Raw genomic sequence first — 19,135 nt, forward strand, 5'->3', positions numbered from 1 at the left:
TATCGATTATTCTTTACTAGATATTTATTAGAGCGAATAATAAATGTCATTTTTATATTTTTATAGGCATTCTTTTGTTAATTGAGATCACATTACTTGTACTACTTCTATTCTTACTGGTAAGTAATAAATTTTCACCTGTGCACGTATTTCTATTCATTTTTTCATTGTTATTGATTATTGCACCAGAACCTACGCAATTATTAAGTTACTCCATGAACCCTGTGATAGTAAGTTTGGCTGCTTTGTATGTTGTGGTTGGGGCTTTAGTGAATACAGGGGCAACTCAACATGTTGCTGCTTTAATTATGCACAAGCCAAAAGGGCCATATATTCCTAAGCGAATATTAGTCCTTACCTCATTATTAAGTGCATTTATCAATAATAGTCCAGTGGTGGCCATGTTAACAAGGATAGTACAAGGACATTCTAGACGTTATGCTATTTCACCATCACGTTGGTTGTTACCTATTAGTTACGCTTCAATTCTTGGTGGTACTTGTACATTAATTGGCACAAGTACCAACCTTATTGTTGACGGTATGATGCAAAAAGCTAATGGCTATGAATTTCATTTATTTGAGATTGCATACGTAGGTGTTCCGTTAGTTTTAGTTGGCTGGCTTTATTTACGATTCGTTGCACATAAATTACTGCCAGTTAGAGAGGGCTCAGGTGAGCAGTTCGATCATGTACGTGAATATATGGTTGAAATGCTGATTCAAGAAGGTAGCGAGCTGGACGGTAAAACCATTATAGATGCAGGTTTAAGAAGTTTGCCGGGTCTTTTTTTGGTTGAACTTGAAAGAGAGGGCCAAGTGCTTTCGGCAGTGAGGCCAAGGACAGTACTAAATGCAGAGGATCGCTTGATTTTCGCAGGTAGCCCTGAGTCGGTTTTAGAATTACGAAATTTTAGAGGCTTGGTACTAGCTGATGATCATAGGTTTAAATTAGAAGGAGATAGGGGAGACCGTAGGCTATTTGAAGCCGTATTATCACCTTCGAATTCGATGCTTGGAAAGACAATCAAAGAGGCACGCTTTCGTCACCGATATAGTGCAGTAGTACTGAGTGTTTGCCGTCATGGTGCACGATTAAGAGGGCGTCTAGGTGACATTGAATTACAAGCAGGTGATACGCTATTAATTGAAGCTCAAAAGGGATTTTTGTTTAGATATCGAAATAGTCAAGATTTTCTATTAGTGAGTAAATTTGCAGAAACTGACCAAACGGATACGAAGAAAGCCAATATTTCATTGTCAATTTTTTCAGTAATGATTTTTTTATCAGGTTTTGGTTTTCTAAGTATTATGCAAGCTTCCATTGTTGCGGCTATGTCTATGATTTTTACGCGATGCATTAACTTTGAAGATGCAGGGAAATCAATAGATTATTCGGTTTTACTTGTGATTGGGTGCGCATTGGGTATAGGTGGTGCTATAGAGACCTCTGGCTTGGCTGGTAGTATTGCTGAATCTGTTTTGGGAATATCAAGTGACCCATTTATTCTTTTAGTTGGTATTTACCTTGTAACAGTATGTTTGACTGAAATAATAAGCAATAATGCAGCAGCGGTTATTATGTTGCCAATTGCTCTTTCTGCAGCAAGTGCTTTGAATCTCAGCCCACAAGCATTTGCTGTTGCTGTGATGGTTGCTGCCTCAGCAAGCTTTATGACACCTACAGGCTATCAAACGAATTTGATGGTTATGGGGCCTGGTGGTTATAAGTTTAACGATTATTTAAAAGTTGGTGCTCCGCTGAGTATATTAGTTGCATTAATTGCACTAACAATTATTCCAATAGCGTGGCCTCTTAACTAAAGATTATTTATTAAATTGTGAAGGACATTATGAAAGATAATATTGTATGGCATGAGCATCCGGTAGATAAATCCATTCGCTCATATATGAAAAAGCAACGCCCTTGCTTGTTGTGGTTTACTGGGCTTAGTGGTTCTGGTAAATCAACAATTGCGGGTGCAGTTGAAAGTAAACTAGCAGATCGTCTACAACATACATATTTGATGGATGGTGATAATGTTCGTCATGGTTTATGTGGAGACCTTGGTTTTAATGAAAATGATCGCAACGAAAATATTCGCCGAGTAGGTGAAGTGGCCAATTTAATGGTAGATGCTGGTTTGATTGTATTAACAGCATTTATTTCTCCATTTAAAGTAAATCGTGAATGTGTAAGAGATATGTTGAAAGAAGGTGAATTTATTGAGGTACATATAGATACGCCTATCGATGAATGTGAGAAGCGCGACCCGAAAGGTCTCTATAAAAAGGCACGTGCTGGTCAGATTAAAGATTTTACTGGGATTGATTCGCCATATGAAGCGCCAGAGGCGGCTGAAATCACAATCAAAAATGTGGACATCAGTGTTCATGATGCTGCTGATATTGTAATAACGTATTTAGAAGATCGTGGCTATTTAAAGCCAGCGGAAATCAATAATGCTGCATTGGAGTTAAGCTAATGGATGCGTTATTGAAGCAGGCGAAAGATATAGCGAAGAGTGCTGGCGATGCCATCATGGAAATATATCGTACTGACTATGCACAGTATGAAAAAGAAGATAAAAGCCCGTTAACAGAGGCTGATCTAGCAGCACATCATATTATTATTGATGGTTTAAAAGCCATTAGTGATTTGCCTTGCTTATCAGAAGAGTCTGGTGAAGAAGATGGTATTACTTGGGATCGACGAAAAGATTGGAAAAAGTACTGGTTAATTGATCCATTGGACGGCACCAAAGAATTTATTAAAAAGAGCGATGAGTTTACCGTTAATATCGCACTTATTGATAATGGTAAAGCTGTTTTAGGAGTTGTTTATTGTCCTCCTTTAGAGCGCTTCTATTTTGCAGCTGAAGGTATTGGTGCTTTCCGCCAGGATTCAGGTAATACACCTAAATCTATTTCAGTTGCACAAGAGCCTGTAGGTGATGAAACCTGGAAAGTGGTTGGTTCAAGAAGTCACGGAGCTGAAGCTCTTGAAAAGTTTTCGCAAAAACTGGGCAACGTTGATCTTGTATCCATGGGGAGCTCATTAAAGTTATGCCTTGTAGCTGAAGGTGTAGCAAATTTATACCCTCGATTAGCCCCAACTTGTGAGTGGGATACAGGTGCAGCGCAAGCAGTAGTTGAGATTGCTGGTGGTAAAATTTTAAGACCAGATCTTAAATCTTTAGATTACGGTCAAAAAGAAGATTTGCTAAACCCATTTTTTATTGTTTGTTCAGATATCAATGAGCTATGGATAAGTGAGTTTGTAGAGCTTAGTAAATAGTTGAGTAAATAAGATGAAAATTGCTGTAATAGGGACATCTAATTCTGTACAGAAAAATAATTATGTAACGGCTCTGTCACAAGATCATGAAGTGCATAATTTATCTTCGGGCAGAGTTTCTTACTACGCTCATATAAAAACGATACTCAAGAATATTGCTTTACTTAAGACAATGGATTTGATTATTGTCGACCACTATATTAATGATGTAAATGTCTATTCTTTGATCATGGATGAGAAGTATAAAGAAAGGCTACCTCTCTTTTATTCGTTACTATCAGAAATAGGTGTTCCGATATTAAATTATTTATCTGCAATCGATAAAATCAAAGATGAAAAAGGATATTGGTTTTATGAACTTGTTAATAAATTAAGTGAAAACTTTTCATTTAATTTATTGGATTTAAATAAGATTGATTTCACCGATGGAATGTTTGCAGATCCAATCCATCTTAAAAGGGAGGTTTCTTATCTGATTGGTATGCAGTTAAGTAATTATTTATTACATAATGAATTACAATGCCCTTTGCCGCCTAAAAATTTCAAGAACCCATTTGCATTGATAGGTGAGAAGCACCTTAGAGAATACCCTGAGTGCGAAGAGTTTGAGTTTCAGAATAGCTTGCTCAAAATTTCATGTTTTCGCTTGAAGGATGAAATTATTCTTCCTGATAATGGGGAACTAATATCAATCGGTTATTTTAATTATGAGGCTGAAGAAAACTTATTTGGTGTTTCATTAAATGGAGTTAAGTATGAACTTGAAGGTGAACGCTACTACCATGAGGTAGCGCCAAATCTGACTGGTCCAATTGTTGTTTCTCCATTAAAGGGTAGGTGTGAAGACGTCTATAGTTTGGTTGAACGGACTGATTTTTCTAAACCGGATGAAATGATATTCGATTATCCAGCTATCACCGAATTTTTATATTTGAAGTTTCCTGAATATAAGATTGACCTTCCTGACGGGAAGGGGAATCCATTATTAATTAAAAACCTCCAGGAAAATATAAATTTAGTATGCAGCCCTTTTGGAATGGAAGTTCAAAATAAAGAGATTAGATGGATTAGAAATGCTGCCTTTTCTCTTGAAGGTGTAGACTCAAAGTTGTCGTTTAAACTGTTAAGAATTATCAGGCGATACAGGCCTGCCGATAAGGTTGCGATGAATAAATTATGGGAAATACGAGATAGGCTAAAAGGTATCACTGAATAGAGTGGTGCTAATAGCTAGCTTACATTGATGTTTAATGGGCAAACATTATGAAAATCGCAGTAATTGGAACTTCAAATTCAGTTTTTAAAAATAATTATGTCACAGCATTGTCAGTAGAGAATGAGGTTTATAATTTATCTTCGGGTAGAGTTCCTTTTTACTCTCATATTACAACAATTTTGAAGAATAGTGATTTTCTTGAAAGTATGGATGTGGTGATTGTTGATCACTACGTTAATGATGTGAATTTTTATTCTTCTAAGTTAGGAGCGAAATACACAGATAAATTACCTTACTTTTATGCACTTCTATCAAGGTTGAATGTACCTATAATTAATTTTTTTGCTGCGTTCTATGGTTTAGAAGAGCACGAAAATTATGATTACTTCAAGTTAGTAAAGAAACTGAGTGGTCAATTCTCTTTTAATATTCTTGATTTAAATGAATATTCATTTGACAAGGAAATGTATAGTGATTTCATACATTTGAAGAGAGAAATATCATTTTTTATTGGGCAAAAGCTTAGTCAATACTTAAAAGAAAATTCATTAGTCCAGCCTTCTCGCATTCAAGGCTTTGAAAATCCTTTCTATTTATTTTATGAAGATGAATTTGAAAATTATCCAGAGCTAATTAAGGGGAGGTTTTCAAATAGTTTATTAAAGTTGAATTACTTTGAATTGAAAGGGGATGTTGAGATTTCTGATCATGGTGACTTGCTTTCAATAGGGTATATTAATACCACTAAAGGGGAGCCCTTAACCATTTTGAAAATTAATAATAGTAATTTTCTTCTAGACGGATTTGGTTATTATCATGAATCAGTTCCCAGCGGTATTTCAGGCTGTATTAAATTATCGGCATCAAAGCTAAAAGATGAGGCTCCTTTAAGTTTAATGGGTAGAAAGTACAAGGGTAATGAAACTCAGCAAACACCCCCTTGTTTAGTTGATCTTTTATTTATGAAAAACTCTTATCCTGATTTAGAGATTCCTGATGGGAAGGCTAATCAGATCAAACTAGATTATTTTAATGAATATCTTCATCTAACATTTCCTTCAAATGGGCATATTCTGGAAGAAAATGAAGTGAATATTTTAAAAAGAGCCTCGCTAGATTTAGAAGAAATCAATTCAAGACTCAGTCTTAAATTAATGCGGATAGTTAAGAGATGCTGGCCAGAAGATAAAATTGCACTTAAAAAAATGAAAGAACATAGAATGAAAAATAAGGAGAAATAAAGTGAAGTTATCAAAAAAACGATTAACTCACCTTCAGCAATTAGAGGCGGAAAGTATCCATATTATCCGTGAAGTAGCGGCTGAATTCGATAATCCAGTAATGCTTTACTCTGTCGGTAAAGACTCTGCAGTAATGTTGCACTTGGCAGCTAAAGCTTTTTTACCTGGCAAACCTCCTTTCCCATTGATGCATGTTGATACAACTTGGAAGTTTAAAGAAATGATCGCTTTCCGTGATCAAATGGCGAAGAAAGTAGGTATGGATTTAATTGTTCATATAAATGAGGAAGGGGTAAAGCAAGGTGTTGGCCCATTCACTCATGGTTCCGCTGTTCACACAGATGTTATGAAAACTCAGGGTCTAAAACAAGCTTTAGATAAGTATGGATTTGATGCCGCATTTGGTGGAGCTCGTCGCGATGAAGAAAAATCACGAGCCAAGGAACGTGTATATTCATTCCGTGATGAGAACCATAGATGGGACCCTAAAAACCAACGTCCTGAATTGTGGAATATATATAACGGCCGTATTAACAAAGGTGAAAGCATTCGCGTGTTTCCACTTAGTAACTGGACAGAATTAGATATTTGGCAGTATATCTATAAAGAACAAATTGAGATTGTTCCATTGTATTATTCTGCCCCACGCCCTGTAGTTGAGCGTGACGGTATGTTACTTATGGTTGATGATGAGCGTTTACCATTAAACGAAGGCGAAGTGCCTCAGCAGAAAATGGTTCGATTCCGCACATTGGGTTGCTACCCTTTAACTGGTGCAGTTGAGTCTGAGGCTACAACTTTGCCAGAAATCATTCAAGAAATGCTATTGACTACGACCTCTGAGCGTCAAGGTCGAGCTATAGATCATGATTCATCTGGGTCTATGGAAAAGAAAAAAATGGAAGGCTACTTCTAGTTTTTTTCAATTAATAATAGTATTTTTTAATCAGGAATTATTTATGGCACACGCATCGAATTTAATCGAAGACGATATCCTTGCATATTTGAAGCAGCATGAAGAAAAAGATATTTTACGTTTTTTAACTTGCGGAAACGTAGATGACGGTAAATCAACACTCATTGGTCGCTTATTGCACGATTCAAAGCTGATTTTTGAAGATCAACTAGCATCAATAAAGAAAGACTCACAAAAATTTAATACAACAGATCAAGAATTCGATTTGGCTTTGTTGGTCGATGGTTTGCAATCAGAGCGTGAGCAGGGCATCACGATTGATGTTGCATACCGATATTTCTCAACAGACAAGCGAAAATTTATTATTGCTGATTGCCCAGGGCACGAGCAATATACACGTAACATGGCTACAGGTGCTTCTACTTGCGATCTCGCAATTATCTTGATTGATGCGCGCAAAGGTATCCAAACTCAAACTAAGCGTCATAGCTACATTATAAGTCTTCTAGGGATTAAGAATGTTATTGTTGCTGTAAATAAAATGGATTTGATGGGGTTTGAAGAAACTGTATTCGAAAATATAAAGTCTGACTATTCAAAATTGGCTCAACAATTAAATATTGAAGATGTTCATTATGTACCGTTATCAGCACTAAATGGAGATAATGTTGTAGACCGTAGTGTTAATACACCATGGTACAGCGGTGAGACATTTATTGAAAAGCTCGAAAGTATCAAAATTAATGATAAAGCAACATTAGATGGCTTTAGATTGCCAGTTCAGTATGTTAACAGGCCAAATCTGGATTTTCGAGGGTTCTGCGGTACGGTTGCAGCAGGGGACATAATGGTTGGTGATTCTATTACTGCTTTACCGTCTGGCAAGGTGAGTACAGTTAAATCAATCATTTCACCTGAGGGCGAAGTGGAACATGCTGTATCTGGTGAAGCAATTACAATTACTCTAAATGATGAAATTGATATCTCCCGTGGTGATACAATCATTAGTGGTGAGAGCACGCAAATATCAAATAGCTTTACATCTAACCTTGTTTGGATGTCTGAAGAGCCTCTACAGGTGAATAAGGAATACCTATTCAAAGTAGGGACAAAGCCTGTTTATGGTCGTGTTACATCAATTGATCATAGGGTTGATGTGAATACAATGGCTAGCATTGATGCTGATGCTCTATCACTTAATGAAGTAGGTGCTGTAACTGTATCTTTAAATGGCCCTGTAGTATTTGATGCCTATAAATCATCGAAAGGTACGGGTAGTTTTGTGGTTATTGATCGTATGAGCAATATTACAATTGCTGCTGGTATGATTGAAAGTGCCATTGAAAAATCAGAAAATCTGACGACCTTAAGTTATGAAGAGCGCTTACAGGCATTTAATGCTGAAGTGGCTGCATTGACTAGAAAATACTTTCCTGAATAGTATATAGTTCATGTATGTCGAAAAATAAAAAAAGGCGCATATAGCGCCTTTTTTATTATATATTGGGCATCTATATGCTATTAAAAGCAATATTTTATCGGGATGAAAATCATGAGTAGCCCTATAGTTCTTGCGGGATTTCATCGCAGTGGAACATCACTAGCCTCACAAATTATTCATATTGCAGGAGTGTCATACGCTATAGACCCAATGCCAGGTAATCCTTCTAATCCTGACGGTCATTTTGAAGATATTCTAACAATGAAGCTACACGATGGTTTATTGTTAAAAGCAGGAACAAATTGGCAATTCCATTCGGAATCACAAATCAAACCTTCGTCTGAGAATGTGAGTTTAATTCGCAAATATTGTCAATGTCGGTATGAGTTAGATGGTAATTTATGGTTGATGAAAGACCCAAGAGCAACACTGTATTTAAATGAGTGGAAACAAGCACTTAATGGCAGAGGTCGATTTGTTTTAATGTATCGACATTGGGGATCTTGCGTACAATCACTATTTAATCGTCATTCTGAAGACTTGGCATTTAATTTGTTGGATGGCAAGGACTTTACTGATAATAGCCTTTTCTGGAAAGATCCTGAGCTTGCCGCCAAAATGTGGCTTGCTTACAATAAAAAGATGATCAATTTTCACAAAAAGAATAAAGATGTAAGTATTGTTGTTGCGCAAGAGGCGTTGTTAAATGGATTTGATCTTCCTTTTGAACTGAATAATCAATTCAGCTTCCAGCTAGATACTCAAATTCAGTCACCTATTAAAGCAAACTATACTAATAATAAAATTGATGAAAATACCTTTTTTGGAATATCAGATTCTCTAAAACAAGAATTAGAGGAAGTGTACGTAGAATTGCAAGATATTGCATATGCAAAGAATAATAATGAAGTTGAAATTGTAAAAAGTAGATTAGATCCAAGGTGGATAGATTTATTATCAAATACTATTGATAGATTGCCGAGTGATTTTACCTGCAATGAAATAGGTGTCGATGAATTTAAGAACTTGTCATTCGCTGAATTTAAAAAACAAATCGAAGTTTTAAAGACTTATTCAAACCCAGATTTATCTAGACTTTTAATACCGATGGTTGAAATGTATCGCTCTAGTGATCCTTATAATATTGGTATACTTGAGGTTTTAGGGTTACTTAATTTCTCTATTGCTGAATATGAAACAGCAGAAAAATTCATTATGATGGCTGTTTCCACAGATACAACTAGACCATATTTTAAGAAAATTCTTGGTGATATTTCGAAAGAAAAATTCGAATTTGATGCAGCAGAATATTATTATAGTTTGGCCATTAAAGGCAATTCTCAGAATTCAGATTTTTATTCTAGATTATCCGAAATAAAAAGATTTAAAGGAAATTATCAAGAAGCTTTAGAATTACAAAATAAATCTTTATCCATACAGGAGAGTGTTTTCGGAAAGCTAAGAAAATATGATATTCATCGTGAAGTTTATGGTATTGAGTCAGCATATTCATTATTGAAAGATAATTTAGGTGATGATGTTCTTGAAATGAAGCTTATATCTTTTATGTATTCTCTTGGGCTCGATAATACTAAAGAATATCATCATGATTTTATAAAAAATAGAATTGAACCTAATACTTTTCAGCGTTTTTTAATGAGTATTAAATCACTTAATCTTGATGATAATACTCAAATTTTATACTGGATAAGTAAAGCATTTTCAAAAGTTTATACTTTAGAAGAGCTTCAGTCTTTATGTATTAAACAAGAAGGTGTGTCGCCAAGTAATCCTAAAATCTCAGTTGTTGTTATATCTTATAATATGCAGAGAGAGATCCCTCGAACAATTTTTAGTTTATCATCCCAGTATCAATTAGAAGTGGATGTTGATGATATTGAAATTATTCTTGTGGATAATGGATCGAAAGCTCCTCCTAAACTATCCGATTTTTCTAATGCCAAAAACTTACGCATTGTTCATAACCCTAAGCCTGAAGTATCACCTGTTTCAGCAATAAACCTAGGGCTGTCTATGGCGAAGGCTCCCATTGTCGGGGTATGTATTGATGGTGCAAGGATTGCCTCACCTGGTTTATTAAATGGTGTCTTAAAAGCCTCTAAAATATCTGAAAGTTCAATTGTATCAACTCTTGGTTTCCATCTTGGCCCTGAAGTTCAAATGGAGAGTGTAGCTAAAGGTTATAATCAAGATTTAGAAGATAAATTATTAAATATTATTAACTGGAAGGAGAATGGCTACCGTTTGTTTGAAATCAGTTCACTAGCGGGTTCTAGCGCGAATGGCTATTTTAAACCTATTGCCGAAAGTAATGCGATATTTATGCGTAAGCAGTTATGGCAAGAGCTTAACGGTTATGATTATGCTTTTAAAACACCAGGGGGCGGGCTTAGTAATTTAGATATTTATAAGCGTGCTTGTGATTTGCAAGGTACAGAATTAATGATTTTATTAAATGAAGGTACTTTCCATCAAGTTCATGGCGGTATCGCGACGAACTTAAAAAGACCAGATGCTACTTTTGATATATTTTCAAAAGAATACAAAAATATACGTAATGAAGTATTTACAGTACCCGAAAAAGAAGCGTTATATATTGGTAAATATGTTCCTCAAGGCAGTCATTTTTTAAAACTATCAGTTTCGAATACTTTAGAGGATTATAAACAACAAGATTTACCAGCATTGAATTTGGCTATATTGCAAGCATCTAATTGTCAGGTGTTTTCTCATGCTACTGGTTTAAATAAAGAGTTTATAGACTCACCAGTTATTATTACAGGAAGAGGAGGCAGTGGAACTCGCCTATTATCAGAGTTAATGCAAAGTTTTGGATTATTTCTTGGAAATGAAATTAATAAAACAGAAGACTCCATTGAATGGGTAGAACCAATATACGATCTAGTTACAAAATACAAATCTGGAAATTGCTTAGCCTCTAGAAATGATTATATCCAACGTTTAAGAAATAATGCGCTTAATATACTTGAGAGAGGAGGTATTGAAGAAGGTTTATGGGGGTTCAAATTGCCAGAGGCAATGCTGTGTATGCCAGAGTTACTTGAGGCATTCCCTAATGCAAAGGTAATTCATTTAACACGTCACCCCTTGAGTATTAGTTTTCGCCGTACCCATGTAACGTCTAGATTGGATAGCCCTGTTGGAAATGTAGCATTAAAAGAAGCGTATAAGCATCATGGCTTAAACTTTGAAGAGTGCATAAATAATTCAGATACTTTTAATAATGCAGTGAGTTGGAACTATCAATTATCTAACATATCCCGTATTTTAGATTCAAGTCTGCCTAACGAAAGATATATTCAAATTAAATACGAAGATATGGTTAGTAGTCCTGAATATGTGCATATACAATTGCAAAAATTCTTAAATATTGAAATAACCGCTCCCCCTGTTTTGAATATTGATTCTAAGCGATTGAACTTCGAAATTGAAAACACAAAAGCAGTATCTGAAATTTGGGATTTAACCAAGGAAGTCGCGCAAGAATTTGGTTATACAAAGAGTTTGGAGGCTTAGTTTGAAGGTCGTATTTATAGGTGGCGTTGGTGGTAGTGGAACACGTGTAGTTGCCAATATTTTTAAAGAAAATAATATTTTTATTGGCTCAAACCTTAATAAGTCATTAGATAACTTAGATTGGCCAGGTTTAAGAGATATTATTAAAAGTAAAAATCTATCTCATAAACAAAAGCTAGATAAATTATCAGGACCATTTACACAATTTATAGAGAAAATGAGAGTAGAAGCTTGCCAACTGGATATGTTGGATGATGATTTATTAGCAATAAAGGTTCCTGGAAGTTTTTATTATTTGCCTTATTTTTGTGAAATATTTGAGGATGTTTCCTATATTCACGTTATTCGGCATGGCTTAGATATGGCGTTTAGTGGAAATAAAAACCAATTACTGAATTGGAGTGATTTCTTTGGTGTTGATATACAAAAAGGAACTTTAGAGACTCAACAGTTAGACTACTGGATAGCTGCCAATGAATACGCAATAGAGACAGGTAAAAAATTACTTGGAACGAATTTCCAAGTAATTCAATTTGAGAACCTTTGCTTGAATAGCAAAAATGTTATTAATCGCTTATTTCAAAAGCTAAACCTTGATAATAAATTAGATCAGAGTGTATATAACTCTATTGTGACTCCAGTTACTAAAGGGCGCTATGAGAAAATGGACCTATCAATTTTCTCCCGCGCTGCTTTAAGTAGATTAAAAGATTTAGGGTTCAACTTTTAATTGCCTTCCAAGAAGCTTTCATATATTGGATGAAGTGTACCTTTAATATACTTTTTTTCTTGTGGTGTTAACTCTGTTTTTGTAGAGTTTCCTAGCATAGGGCGATTACTTAGATGATTCATTTTTTTGTCTAGATATTGCTCTAGAGAAGAAAAGGGTAGGCTCTCTGATTTTAGCTCTTCATAGGTTATTTTTATGCCTTGATTTGGTTTAAAACTAGATAGGGTGGAGTATAAAACATAGTAGGCTTTTGCACAGGCTGCTAGCTCCTCCCCTATAATCTTATCTGCGTCAGGTAATGGGTCGGAATAACCTTCATCTTGATGAAGCCTTTCCCATTGCTCGACTACCGCTTTGCGAGCATCTTTCATTCCTTTTATACTTTGAATAAACTCTATCGGGTTTCTGATCAATGAAATATAGTATGCATCAGGGTTATATTTTTTATATAGATCGTGCCTGCCTATCTCTATAAATTTAAAAATATCCCATTCAGGGCTATTTAGTAAGTTATTTAGCCATGGTGATTCATCGTTCCCACTTGAAATCACGTTTAAATTTTTGTGTTCTCTTTGGCCAATTTGACATCTTTCTCTTAATTTTTGCTGTATCTTCCAATCTTCACTTGGGCGTGTGACGATTCCTCTGTCCCATGAGAATGGCTCTAAGTAAACCCTTTTTAAGTCGAATGCGTTTGAGATTAAAAATGAAGCTAGCTTAGTGCCTGTTCGGTTCATGCCTAAAATAATTATTTTCTTCATTTTAATAGTGTGTAAGCTTTAGTTAACATTTTGGTAGTGTAATTTATTTAGTGCTTTCGTACTATAATGCTACTCGCATATTGAGTATTAACTGTGGTTTAATATTTTACTTTGATTTTTCAAAAGACTGTTGATTGTTATGAATGTATCTGACCTTAAAGTATCATTATAGCTGGCTGCCAGCGCAGCGGTACAACTTTGACTGGCCAGATACTGGGTGCTCATCCGAAAGCATTCTTAATTGATGAATTTGAAGGAGTATATAAGTTCTTAGATTATTACTTGGATCGTCAAGCATTTGATACTCTGAGTATGAATGAAATAGTTAATGTTTCGTCTAAAAAGTATACAGATATTAGGGCGAATTTTTCTAAATTTTCTGATATTCAATCGAGTATTATAGTTGCTAAAGCCCCAAATATTACTTATGAAATTACTGATTTATTGAAAAGGGCTAATAATATAAAAGTTGTATACCCCGTGCGTAATCCAAGAAGTGTAGTTGCTTCAATGCTAAAGTTGAAACATATTCCTATGGTAGAAAATCAGACTAAAAGGGCTCTCAAGTCTAAGCCTTTGTTTACAGAGTTTTCTCGACAAATAGAAAAATTGGAATCGGAAAAGACTTCTAAGTTAATAAAAGCAGCCATTATTTGGAATATTAAAACAAGTATATACAAAGCATATCAAGAAGGTGACCTAGATACTTTCGTATTTAAATATGAAGATTTGATTGTTGATTTCAAAGCTACGCTAGAATTATTAACGAAGCACTGTGGATTAGAGTATGATCCTGCATCAGAAAATTATTTTGAATACCTAAAAGGAGAGGGTCCTGGGGATACGTTGCGAGATCGAAAGATTGATCCCTCGTCCCTTGATAAATGGAAAACACAGTTATCAGAGGCTCAAATATCAGAGTTGGACTTTATGACAAAAAGACTTTCTGAGCAACTTGGTTATTCAAATATATAATAAGTATTAAAATTGAATTACTACCTTGTGCCTATTGATACATAGATAAGGTTCTTTTAGGTAGTGTCCGTGAGATTGTATTCTTATGAGTAGGCTGTATAAGTAGGTTTAGTTGCTATCAGGGATGCTTGCTCTGGGGATTTAGTCTATTTTTAAAAGCCGGCCCAGTTAGACTGGGCCTTGTTTTTTAGTAAGTAGGAAGGTTTTTTCCTAATTCACTAAGGGCAGTAACAATATCAGAAAGTTTATAAATATTTCCATTATCATCTACAAGGTAGGTTGCTTTTAGTGAACCTCTAATTTCAACTTGTGAGTTAGTGGTAGCTCCTTCAGCGGTAATAGTTGTACCAATTTTAACTAGATTATTAGAAGCATCTTTTTCTAGCTTAAGTGGTGTGCGAGCGCCGGTTGGATCATCGGTGAATTTTAACTTACCGGAATCTCCTTGGTTATAAACTCTCCATGTTGAACCAACGGTTGCTGTAGTATTTTCAAATCTAAAGCCAGTATCACCTGAATGTTTTATATGCACAGTATCACTTGGTGCATTGGTTCCGATACCAATAGATCCATTTTTTAGTACTAGGTTGTTATTACCAGCATTTGGTAGAATTTTAAAAGGTAACTGGCTTCCATTGGTTACATCACGAACAAAGAAGTTAGTTTCGTTGCCTGAAATATCCCACGTTTGAGGAGTCCAACCAGAAGAGCCGTTTTGCTCTAGTCTTAGGCCTGGGCTGTCACCGTCTGTAACTTGTAATTCTAGAACTGGTGTACTTGTCCCCACACCTACATCGCCTTGACCATCTACATATAGTGAATTTGCTGGAGCACCTGCTTCAACTTTAAATATAGATTTGCCTGCAGTGGCGTCATCAACTGAGAAAAAACTAGATCCGCCATTACCGCTGTCGTTGAATGTGAAGCGCCAATCGTTACTTGGGAAGCTCCCTGTGCTGCTTGAGTCGTCAAAATACATTCTCAAGTTGTTTTCTTTCAGAACTAATGTGTCAAACCCGAAGTTGTAGCCATTAGTACAATCCAATCCGATACAGGAGCTACCATTAACAATTAAATCGTCATTAATTACATTGTCCGCTAAAGCAGCATGACTCGCAGCTAGAATAAATGATGTAAGAATAATTTTTTTCATGTTCTTTCCTTATTCAGCTTCAGCAGTTAATAGAAATTGACCATCTTCAATTCTGATATGGCCGCTTTCAGTTTCAGAGGTGACGATGTTCTTTTCAACTTGGTTGCGACCATTGTTGTCAGAAACCTCGGTGCTACCTGCAATACTGGTTGCGATGACGCTATATTTGTAGAGACCATCTTGAGCACTATTAATCTCAAAGTTTGAGATACTTGCGCTAGAGCCCGAAAAATTGAATGTTTCTGAATATTGGTTTGAATCACCAATTGTAATAGCAATAACATCGGTATTTGAGTTAGATACAGACATTTGACTATCAGTAAAAGTAATATCAATAGCGAAGCTACTCATACTTAGAGGTAGCATTAATACACTTAATAACGTTTTTTTCATTTTTTCTGCCCATTGTCAGTGAAATGTGGCCACATTCTAATACCTTATTCCCATAATCGTAAGGAACTTTTTTAGTCCTTTGAAAATAATTTTCTGTTTGACTTCTTTTAGCTAGTTAAAAAGTACTAGTTTATGCGATGTTTGTTCTTGGCAGGAAATTACTTCAAATATTCTTGAGCATGTCTCTAACAAAGAGGCGGGGGTTATTTTTAAGTTTAAGCAGTTTTCGTTTAATGCGGACTTTTGAACTTTGTTCAAAGTAATTTTTCAGGTGGAATTTAAATTTTGAGTTTAGGCTCGTAATATTGTCATCTATGGATGTAATTAATGCTTGATTGTCTAACTGAGATAACTGAGACAGTTGTTCATTAATCTTTAGGTGTAGCTTATGGGTGGGGTTGTATAGGCATTCAAGCCAGTTAGGACCATAGTTTGATGATAGAATTTGCACTAATTGAACAGAATTGGCTGCTTTGAAAGTATCGGATGCAATTACAGACTGGGCGCTAGATTGACGGATGGCTTTTGATGAGGCAGCGTAATTATTGGCGTCTTTATAGTTTAATATAAGATGTTCCCAGTCATTAATATTAGTTGTTAGGGATAAGCCCGAACATTTCAAACGTTCCATGTCTGGGTTGCTACTGGAAATAACAGGTACGCCAAAAATACCGCTTTCCCAAGCCTTTAGGCCACTTTTACATTGATTGAATATATTATTTTCAAGTGGGGATATGGTTAGCCAACTGCTGCTAATTAATGCGGGTAATTCATCAAAAAGAACGGTTTCAGTTTGCTTAAATTGAGCTTTAGGGAAGGCGTCGTTAGGGATGTTAATATCACCGACCACTTCAAGTCGAATATCTGAATTGTTATTCAATATTTTATTAAGGCAAATATTAATAGAGTTAAAATTTGCACTATGGTGGCTTGTTCCAGGAAAGTACCTTATGACTTTATCTTTCAGCTTGTCTATTGGGTGTGCTTGGTGTTCGGTGCTGAGGTAGCTCCAATAGGCTGGAATCCTGTTATTTGTAACTTGAGTCCTAATTTTAGGGCTACATTGTCCAATATATTGTTTTAATGGCTCGGTTGATACTTGTGCTTTGTTAAATAAGTTTAAAGCTTTTAGATAATTCTGGGTCATATCTAAGGCTTGCTGTTTAGACAATTGGCCACTTAAATAGGCTGGGCTTTCCAGTGCGTGCTCAACTGAAAACAATAAATCATCAAAATCCGCAATAACATTAACGCCTTGATTCTCAAGATGCTGAATGAGTCTTTTAAGTTTATTTGAATAAACAGGTCGATGAAAAATAACTGTGCTGTAATCACTCACTCGGATGTGTTTGAGTTGCTTAAAGTGAACGCAGTGTTTAATGATACGATCTGAGGTATCGGTACATGGAAAAATGCAGCGATATCTAGCGGATGCGTCTAAATAGAAGTGTTCTTTGCCTCTTTTTGAGTGGCTTATGTACAGAGTTTGTTGCATTAAATTAACTTAAATATGATATTTCTTAATTGTACATCAAATTGATCAAATAATTAGGAAATATAGATTAGTGGCCTTTATATGGTAATTTGGCAACCAATATGAATAAAATGGTCGTCATTATAAGTTATTGGTAGTTTTGTTCCTCTGATTGTTAGTGTTAAAATGTGATCCGTTTCACTTTACTTATAATTATAAGAGTTGGCACATGGATCGCTCGGTATCCCCCCCTTTGATGTTTTCAGATAAACCTGAGTTTAAAGCTTTATCTGAGCATTATGATCACATTGAATCAAAGCGCATGGATGAGTGCTTTGATGAAGAGCCTAATCGCTTTGAACACTTCTCATTATCAGCGGCAGGGTTGAATCTCGATTATTCAAAAAACAGAATATCCGACGAAACGATCAAGTTATTGGTTGATTTGGCAGAGTCTTGTGGTTTACCTAGCGCAATTGAAGCCATGTTTATGGGCCAGAAAATCAACCTAAGTGAAAATAGACCAGCATTACATACCGCTCTTAGAAACTTCTCTGGTGAGCCTGTTATGGTTGGCGGCATAGATGTCATGCCAGAAGTTAAATCAACTTTAAACCGTATGGAGGCGTTTTGCTGGTCCATTAGAACGCAACAATGGCGTGGATTCAGTAATAAACCATTTACAGATGTAGTAAGCATTGGCATAGGGGGCTCTTTTTTAGGCCCTAAGCTTGCCTCCGAGGCGTTAAAGCCCTATTGGAGCCGCAAGATTAATTGTCATTACCTATCCAATATAGATGGCTCTGATTTAACCGAAACCTTACAAGGGTTAAGTCCAGAAACTACGTTATTTATTGTGCAGTCTAAATCATTTGGTACACAAGAAACGTTGAAAAATGCAACGGCTTGCCGTGATTGGTTTTTAGATAATGGCGGCTGTGAAGCTGAATTGGCACGTCATTTTGCTGCAGTTACCGCCAATGTTGAAAAGGCGCAATCGTTTGGTATAGATGCTAAAAATATTTTTCCAATGTGGGATTGGGTCGGGGGGCGATATTCGCTGTGGTCTGCCATTGGTTTACCTCTCATGCTGACCATTGGTTTCGAGAACTTTCGGCAGCTATTACAAGGCGCTCATGCAATGGATGAGCATTTCAGAAACGCTCCTCTTGATCAAAATATGCCAGTATTATTAGGGCTTCTGGGTGTATGGTATAACAATTTTTTTGATGCTCAGTCCCATGCTATTTTGCCATATGATCATTACCTTAGGGGGCTACCTTCTCATATTCAACAGCTTGATATGGAGAGTAATGGTAAGTCTGTTGATATTCATGGGCGGCCGTTACCGTTTCATTCTGGGCCAATTATCTGGGGTGGTGTTGGCAGTAATGGTCAGCATGCATATCACCAGCTGTTGCATCAAGGGACTCAATTTGCCCCATGTGATTTTATTATACCTTTAATGAGTCACAATGCCGTGGGTGACTTCCATGCTTTACTTGTCTCAAATTGCTTAAGTCAAAGCCAAGCCTTGATGAAAGGGAAGTCCCTTGAGCAAGCTAAGACAGAGCTGCTTGCACAGGGTAAAACAGAAGAAGAGATATCAGTACTTGCCCCGCAGCGAGCAATTGCAGGAAATAGACCTAGTAATACCATTTATTTTGATAAGTCTACACCACATGTTATTGGGGCGCTTATCGCAATGTATGAACATAAGGTATTTGTTCAAGGGCAGATATGGGGGGTTAATAGTTTTGATCAGTGGGGTGTAGAGTTGGGTAAACAACTAGGAAATAAAGTACATAGTGCGTTGTTGGCTTGTCATGATGAAGCGTCAGAATTTGATTCGTCTACTCAAGGGTTAATCAATGCCTTTAGGTCTATGAAAAATAAGTTGTAAGCCGGTTTGGTTCTAGGGAATGGATGTTGGCGGCATGGCCCAAATTAGGGTATATTTTGCCGCTAAATTTATAGGGG

Annotated in this window: 15 protein-coding genes; 11 read left to right on the top strand and 4 right to left on the bottom strand. The window is 36.1% G+C overall.

Annotated elements, in window-relative coordinates; translation table 11 throughout:
• The first annotated feature begins 74 nt into the window (after positions 1 to 74).
• The 9 genes from ABWV45_RS09405 (at position 75) to ABWV45_RS09445 (ending at position 12,399) form a co-directional block, all read left to right on the top strand.
• Positions 75 to 1,823: a sodium:proton antiporter gene (locus tag ABWV45_RS09405; RefSeq protein WP_353350981.1), complete on the top strand. Its 1,749-nt coding sequence runs from the start codon at positions 75 to 77 to the stop codon at positions 1,821 to 1,823.
• A 29-nt stretch (positions 1,824 to 1,852) separates the two neighbouring features.
• Positions 1,853 to 2,485 carry an adenylyl-sulfate kinase gene (gene cysC / locus ABWV45_RS09410; protein WP_353350983.1) on the top strand — a complete coding sequence of 211 codons (633 nt, stop codon included), beginning with the start codon at positions 1,853 to 1,855 and terminating at the stop codon, positions 2,483 to 2,485.
• On the top strand, positions 2,485 to 3,297 hold the full coding sequence (gene cysQ / locus ABWV45_RS09415) for a 3'(2'),5'-bisphosphate nucleotidase CysQ (RefSeq protein ID WP_353350985.1): 813 nt from the start codon (positions 2,485 to 2,487) through the stop codon (positions 3,295 to 3,297). Before cysC ends, cysQ begins: the two co-directional genes overlap by 1 nt.
• Positions 3,298 to 3,310: 13 nt before the next feature.
• Complete coding sequence (locus ABWV45_RS09420; protein ID WP_353350987.1) at positions 3,311 to 4,513, top strand: hypothetical protein; 1,203 nt, start codon at positions 3,311 to 3,313, stop codon at positions 4,511 to 4,513.
• Positions 4,514 to 4,560: 47 nt separating this feature from the next.
• Positions 4,561 to 5,754, top strand: a complete 1,194-nt coding sequence (locus ABWV45_RS09425; RefSeq protein ID WP_353350989.1) for a hypothetical protein — start codon at positions 4,561 to 4,563, stop codon at positions 5,752 to 5,754.
• A 1-nt stretch (position 5,755) separates the two neighbouring features.
• Positions 5,756 to 6,670, top strand: a complete 915-nt coding sequence (gene cysD / locus ABWV45_RS09430; RefSeq protein WP_353350991.1) for a sulfate adenylyltransferase subunit CysD — start codon at positions 5,756 to 5,758, stop codon at positions 6,668 to 6,670.
• A gap of 43 nt (positions 6,671 to 6,713) precedes the next feature.
• Entirely contained in the window at positions 6,714 to 8,111 is a 1,398-nt protein-coding gene (gene cysN / locus ABWV45_RS09435) for a sulfate adenylyltransferase subunit CysN (protein WP_353350993.1), read from the top strand.
• A gap of 111 nt (positions 8,112 to 8,222) precedes the next feature.
• Positions 8,223 to 11,669: a sulfotransferase gene (locus ABWV45_RS09440; protein ID WP_353350995.1), complete on the top strand. Its 3,447-nt coding sequence runs from the start codon at positions 8,223 to 8,225 to the stop codon at positions 11,667 to 11,669.
• Position 11,670: 1 nt separating this feature from the next.
• Positions 11,671 to 12,399, top strand: a complete 729-nt coding sequence (locus ABWV45_RS09445) for a sulfotransferase (RefSeq protein ID WP_353350997.1) — start codon at positions 11,671 to 11,673, stop codon at positions 12,397 to 12,399.
• Here the strand turns inward: ABWV45_RS09445 and ABWV45_RS09450 are convergent.
• Positions 12,396 to 13,160, bottom strand: coding sequence for a hypothetical protein (locus ABWV45_RS09450; RefSeq protein WP_353350999.1), 765 nt, complete (start codon positions 13,158 to 13,160; stop codon positions 12,396 to 12,398). The genes ABWV45_RS09445 and ABWV45_RS09450 overlap by 4 nt on opposite strands.
• A 168-nt stretch (positions 13,161 to 13,328) precedes the next feature.
• Between ABWV45_RS09450 and ABWV45_RS09455 the strand changes: the two genes are divergently transcribed.
• Positions 13,329 to 14,135: a sulfotransferase family protein gene (locus tag ABWV45_RS09455; protein ID WP_353351255.1), complete on the top strand. Its 807-nt coding sequence runs from the start codon at positions 13,329 to 13,331 to the stop codon at positions 14,133 to 14,135.
• Positions 14,136 to 14,322: 187 nt separating this feature from the next.
• Here ABWV45_RS09455 and ABWV45_RS09460 read toward each other — a convergent pair whose 3' ends face one another.
• From ABWV45_RS09460 to ABWV45_RS09470, 3 genes are all read right to left on the bottom strand, one after another.
• A complete protein-coding gene (locus ABWV45_RS09460; RefSeq protein ID WP_353351001.1) occupies positions 14,323 to 15,288 on the bottom strand; it encodes a Maf family protein in 966 nt (321 codons plus the stop codon).
• A gap of 9 nt (positions 15,289 to 15,297) precedes the next feature.
• A complete protein-coding gene (locus ABWV45_RS09465) occupies positions 15,298 to 15,681 on the bottom strand; it encodes a hypothetical protein (protein WP_353351003.1) in 384 nt (127 codons plus the stop codon).
• A 163-nt stretch (positions 15,682 to 15,844) separates the two neighbouring features.
• Complete coding sequence (locus ABWV45_RS09470) at positions 15,845 to 17,176, bottom strand: hypothetical protein (RefSeq protein WP_353351005.1); 1,332 nt, start codon at positions 17,174 to 17,176, stop codon at positions 15,845 to 15,847.
• A gap of 208 nt (positions 17,177 to 17,384) precedes the next feature.
• Between ABWV45_RS09470 and pgi the strand changes: the two genes are divergently transcribed.
• A complete protein-coding gene (gene pgi / locus ABWV45_RS09475; protein ID WP_353351007.1) occupies positions 17,385 to 19,058 on the top strand; it encodes a glucose-6-phosphate isomerase in 1,674 nt (557 codons plus the stop codon).
• Positions 19,059 to 19,135 lie beyond the last annotated feature (77 nt).

Origin of the sequence: Oceaniserpentilla sp. 4NH20-0058 (assembly GCF_040371755.1) — a bacterium.
Taxonomy (GTDB): domain Bacteria; phylum Pseudomonadota; class Gammaproteobacteria; order Pseudomonadales; family Oceanobacteraceae; genus Bermanella.

Coding starts and splice junctions, on each gene's coding strand:
- ABWV45_RS09425 (WP_353350989.1), top strand. CDS start 4,561: ATGAAAATCGCAGTAATTGGAACTTCAAATTCAGTTTTTAAAAATAAT.
- ABWV45_RS09440 (WP_353350995.1), top strand. CDS start 8,223: ATGAGTAGCCCTATAGTTCTTGCGGGATTTCATCGCAGTGGAACATCA.
- ABWV45_RS09420 (WP_353350987.1), top strand. CDS start 3,311: ATGAAAATTGCTGTAATAGGGACATCTAATTCTGTACAGAAAAATAAT.
- ABWV45_RS09460 (WP_353351001.1), bottom strand. CDS start 15,288: ATGAAAAAAATTATTCTTACATCATTTATTCTAGCTGCGAGTCATGCT.
- cysN (WP_353350993.1), top strand. CDS start 6,714: ATGGCACACGCATCGAATTTAATCGAAGACGATATCCTTGCATATTTG.
- cysQ (WP_353350985.1), top strand. CDS start 2,485: ATGGATGCGTTATTGAAGCAGGCGAAAGATATAGCGAAGAGTGCTGGC.
- ABWV45_RS09450 (WP_353350999.1), bottom strand. CDS start 13,160: ATGAAGAAAATAATTATTTTAGGCATGAACCGAACAGGCACTAAGCTA.
- cysC (WP_353350983.1), top strand. CDS start 1,853: ATGAAAGATAATATTGTATGGCATGAGCATCCGGTAGATAAATCCATT.
- pgi (WP_353351007.1), top strand. CDS start 17,385: ATGGATCGCTCGGTATCCCCCCCTTTGATGTTTTCAGATAAACCTGAG.
- ABWV45_RS09465 (WP_353351003.1), bottom strand. CDS start 15,681: ATGAAAAAAACGTTATTAAGTGTATTAATGCTACCTCTAAGTATGAGT.
- ABWV45_RS09470 (WP_353351005.1), bottom strand. CDS start 17,176: ATGCAACAAACTCTGTACATAAGCCACTCAAAAAGAGGCAAAGAACAC.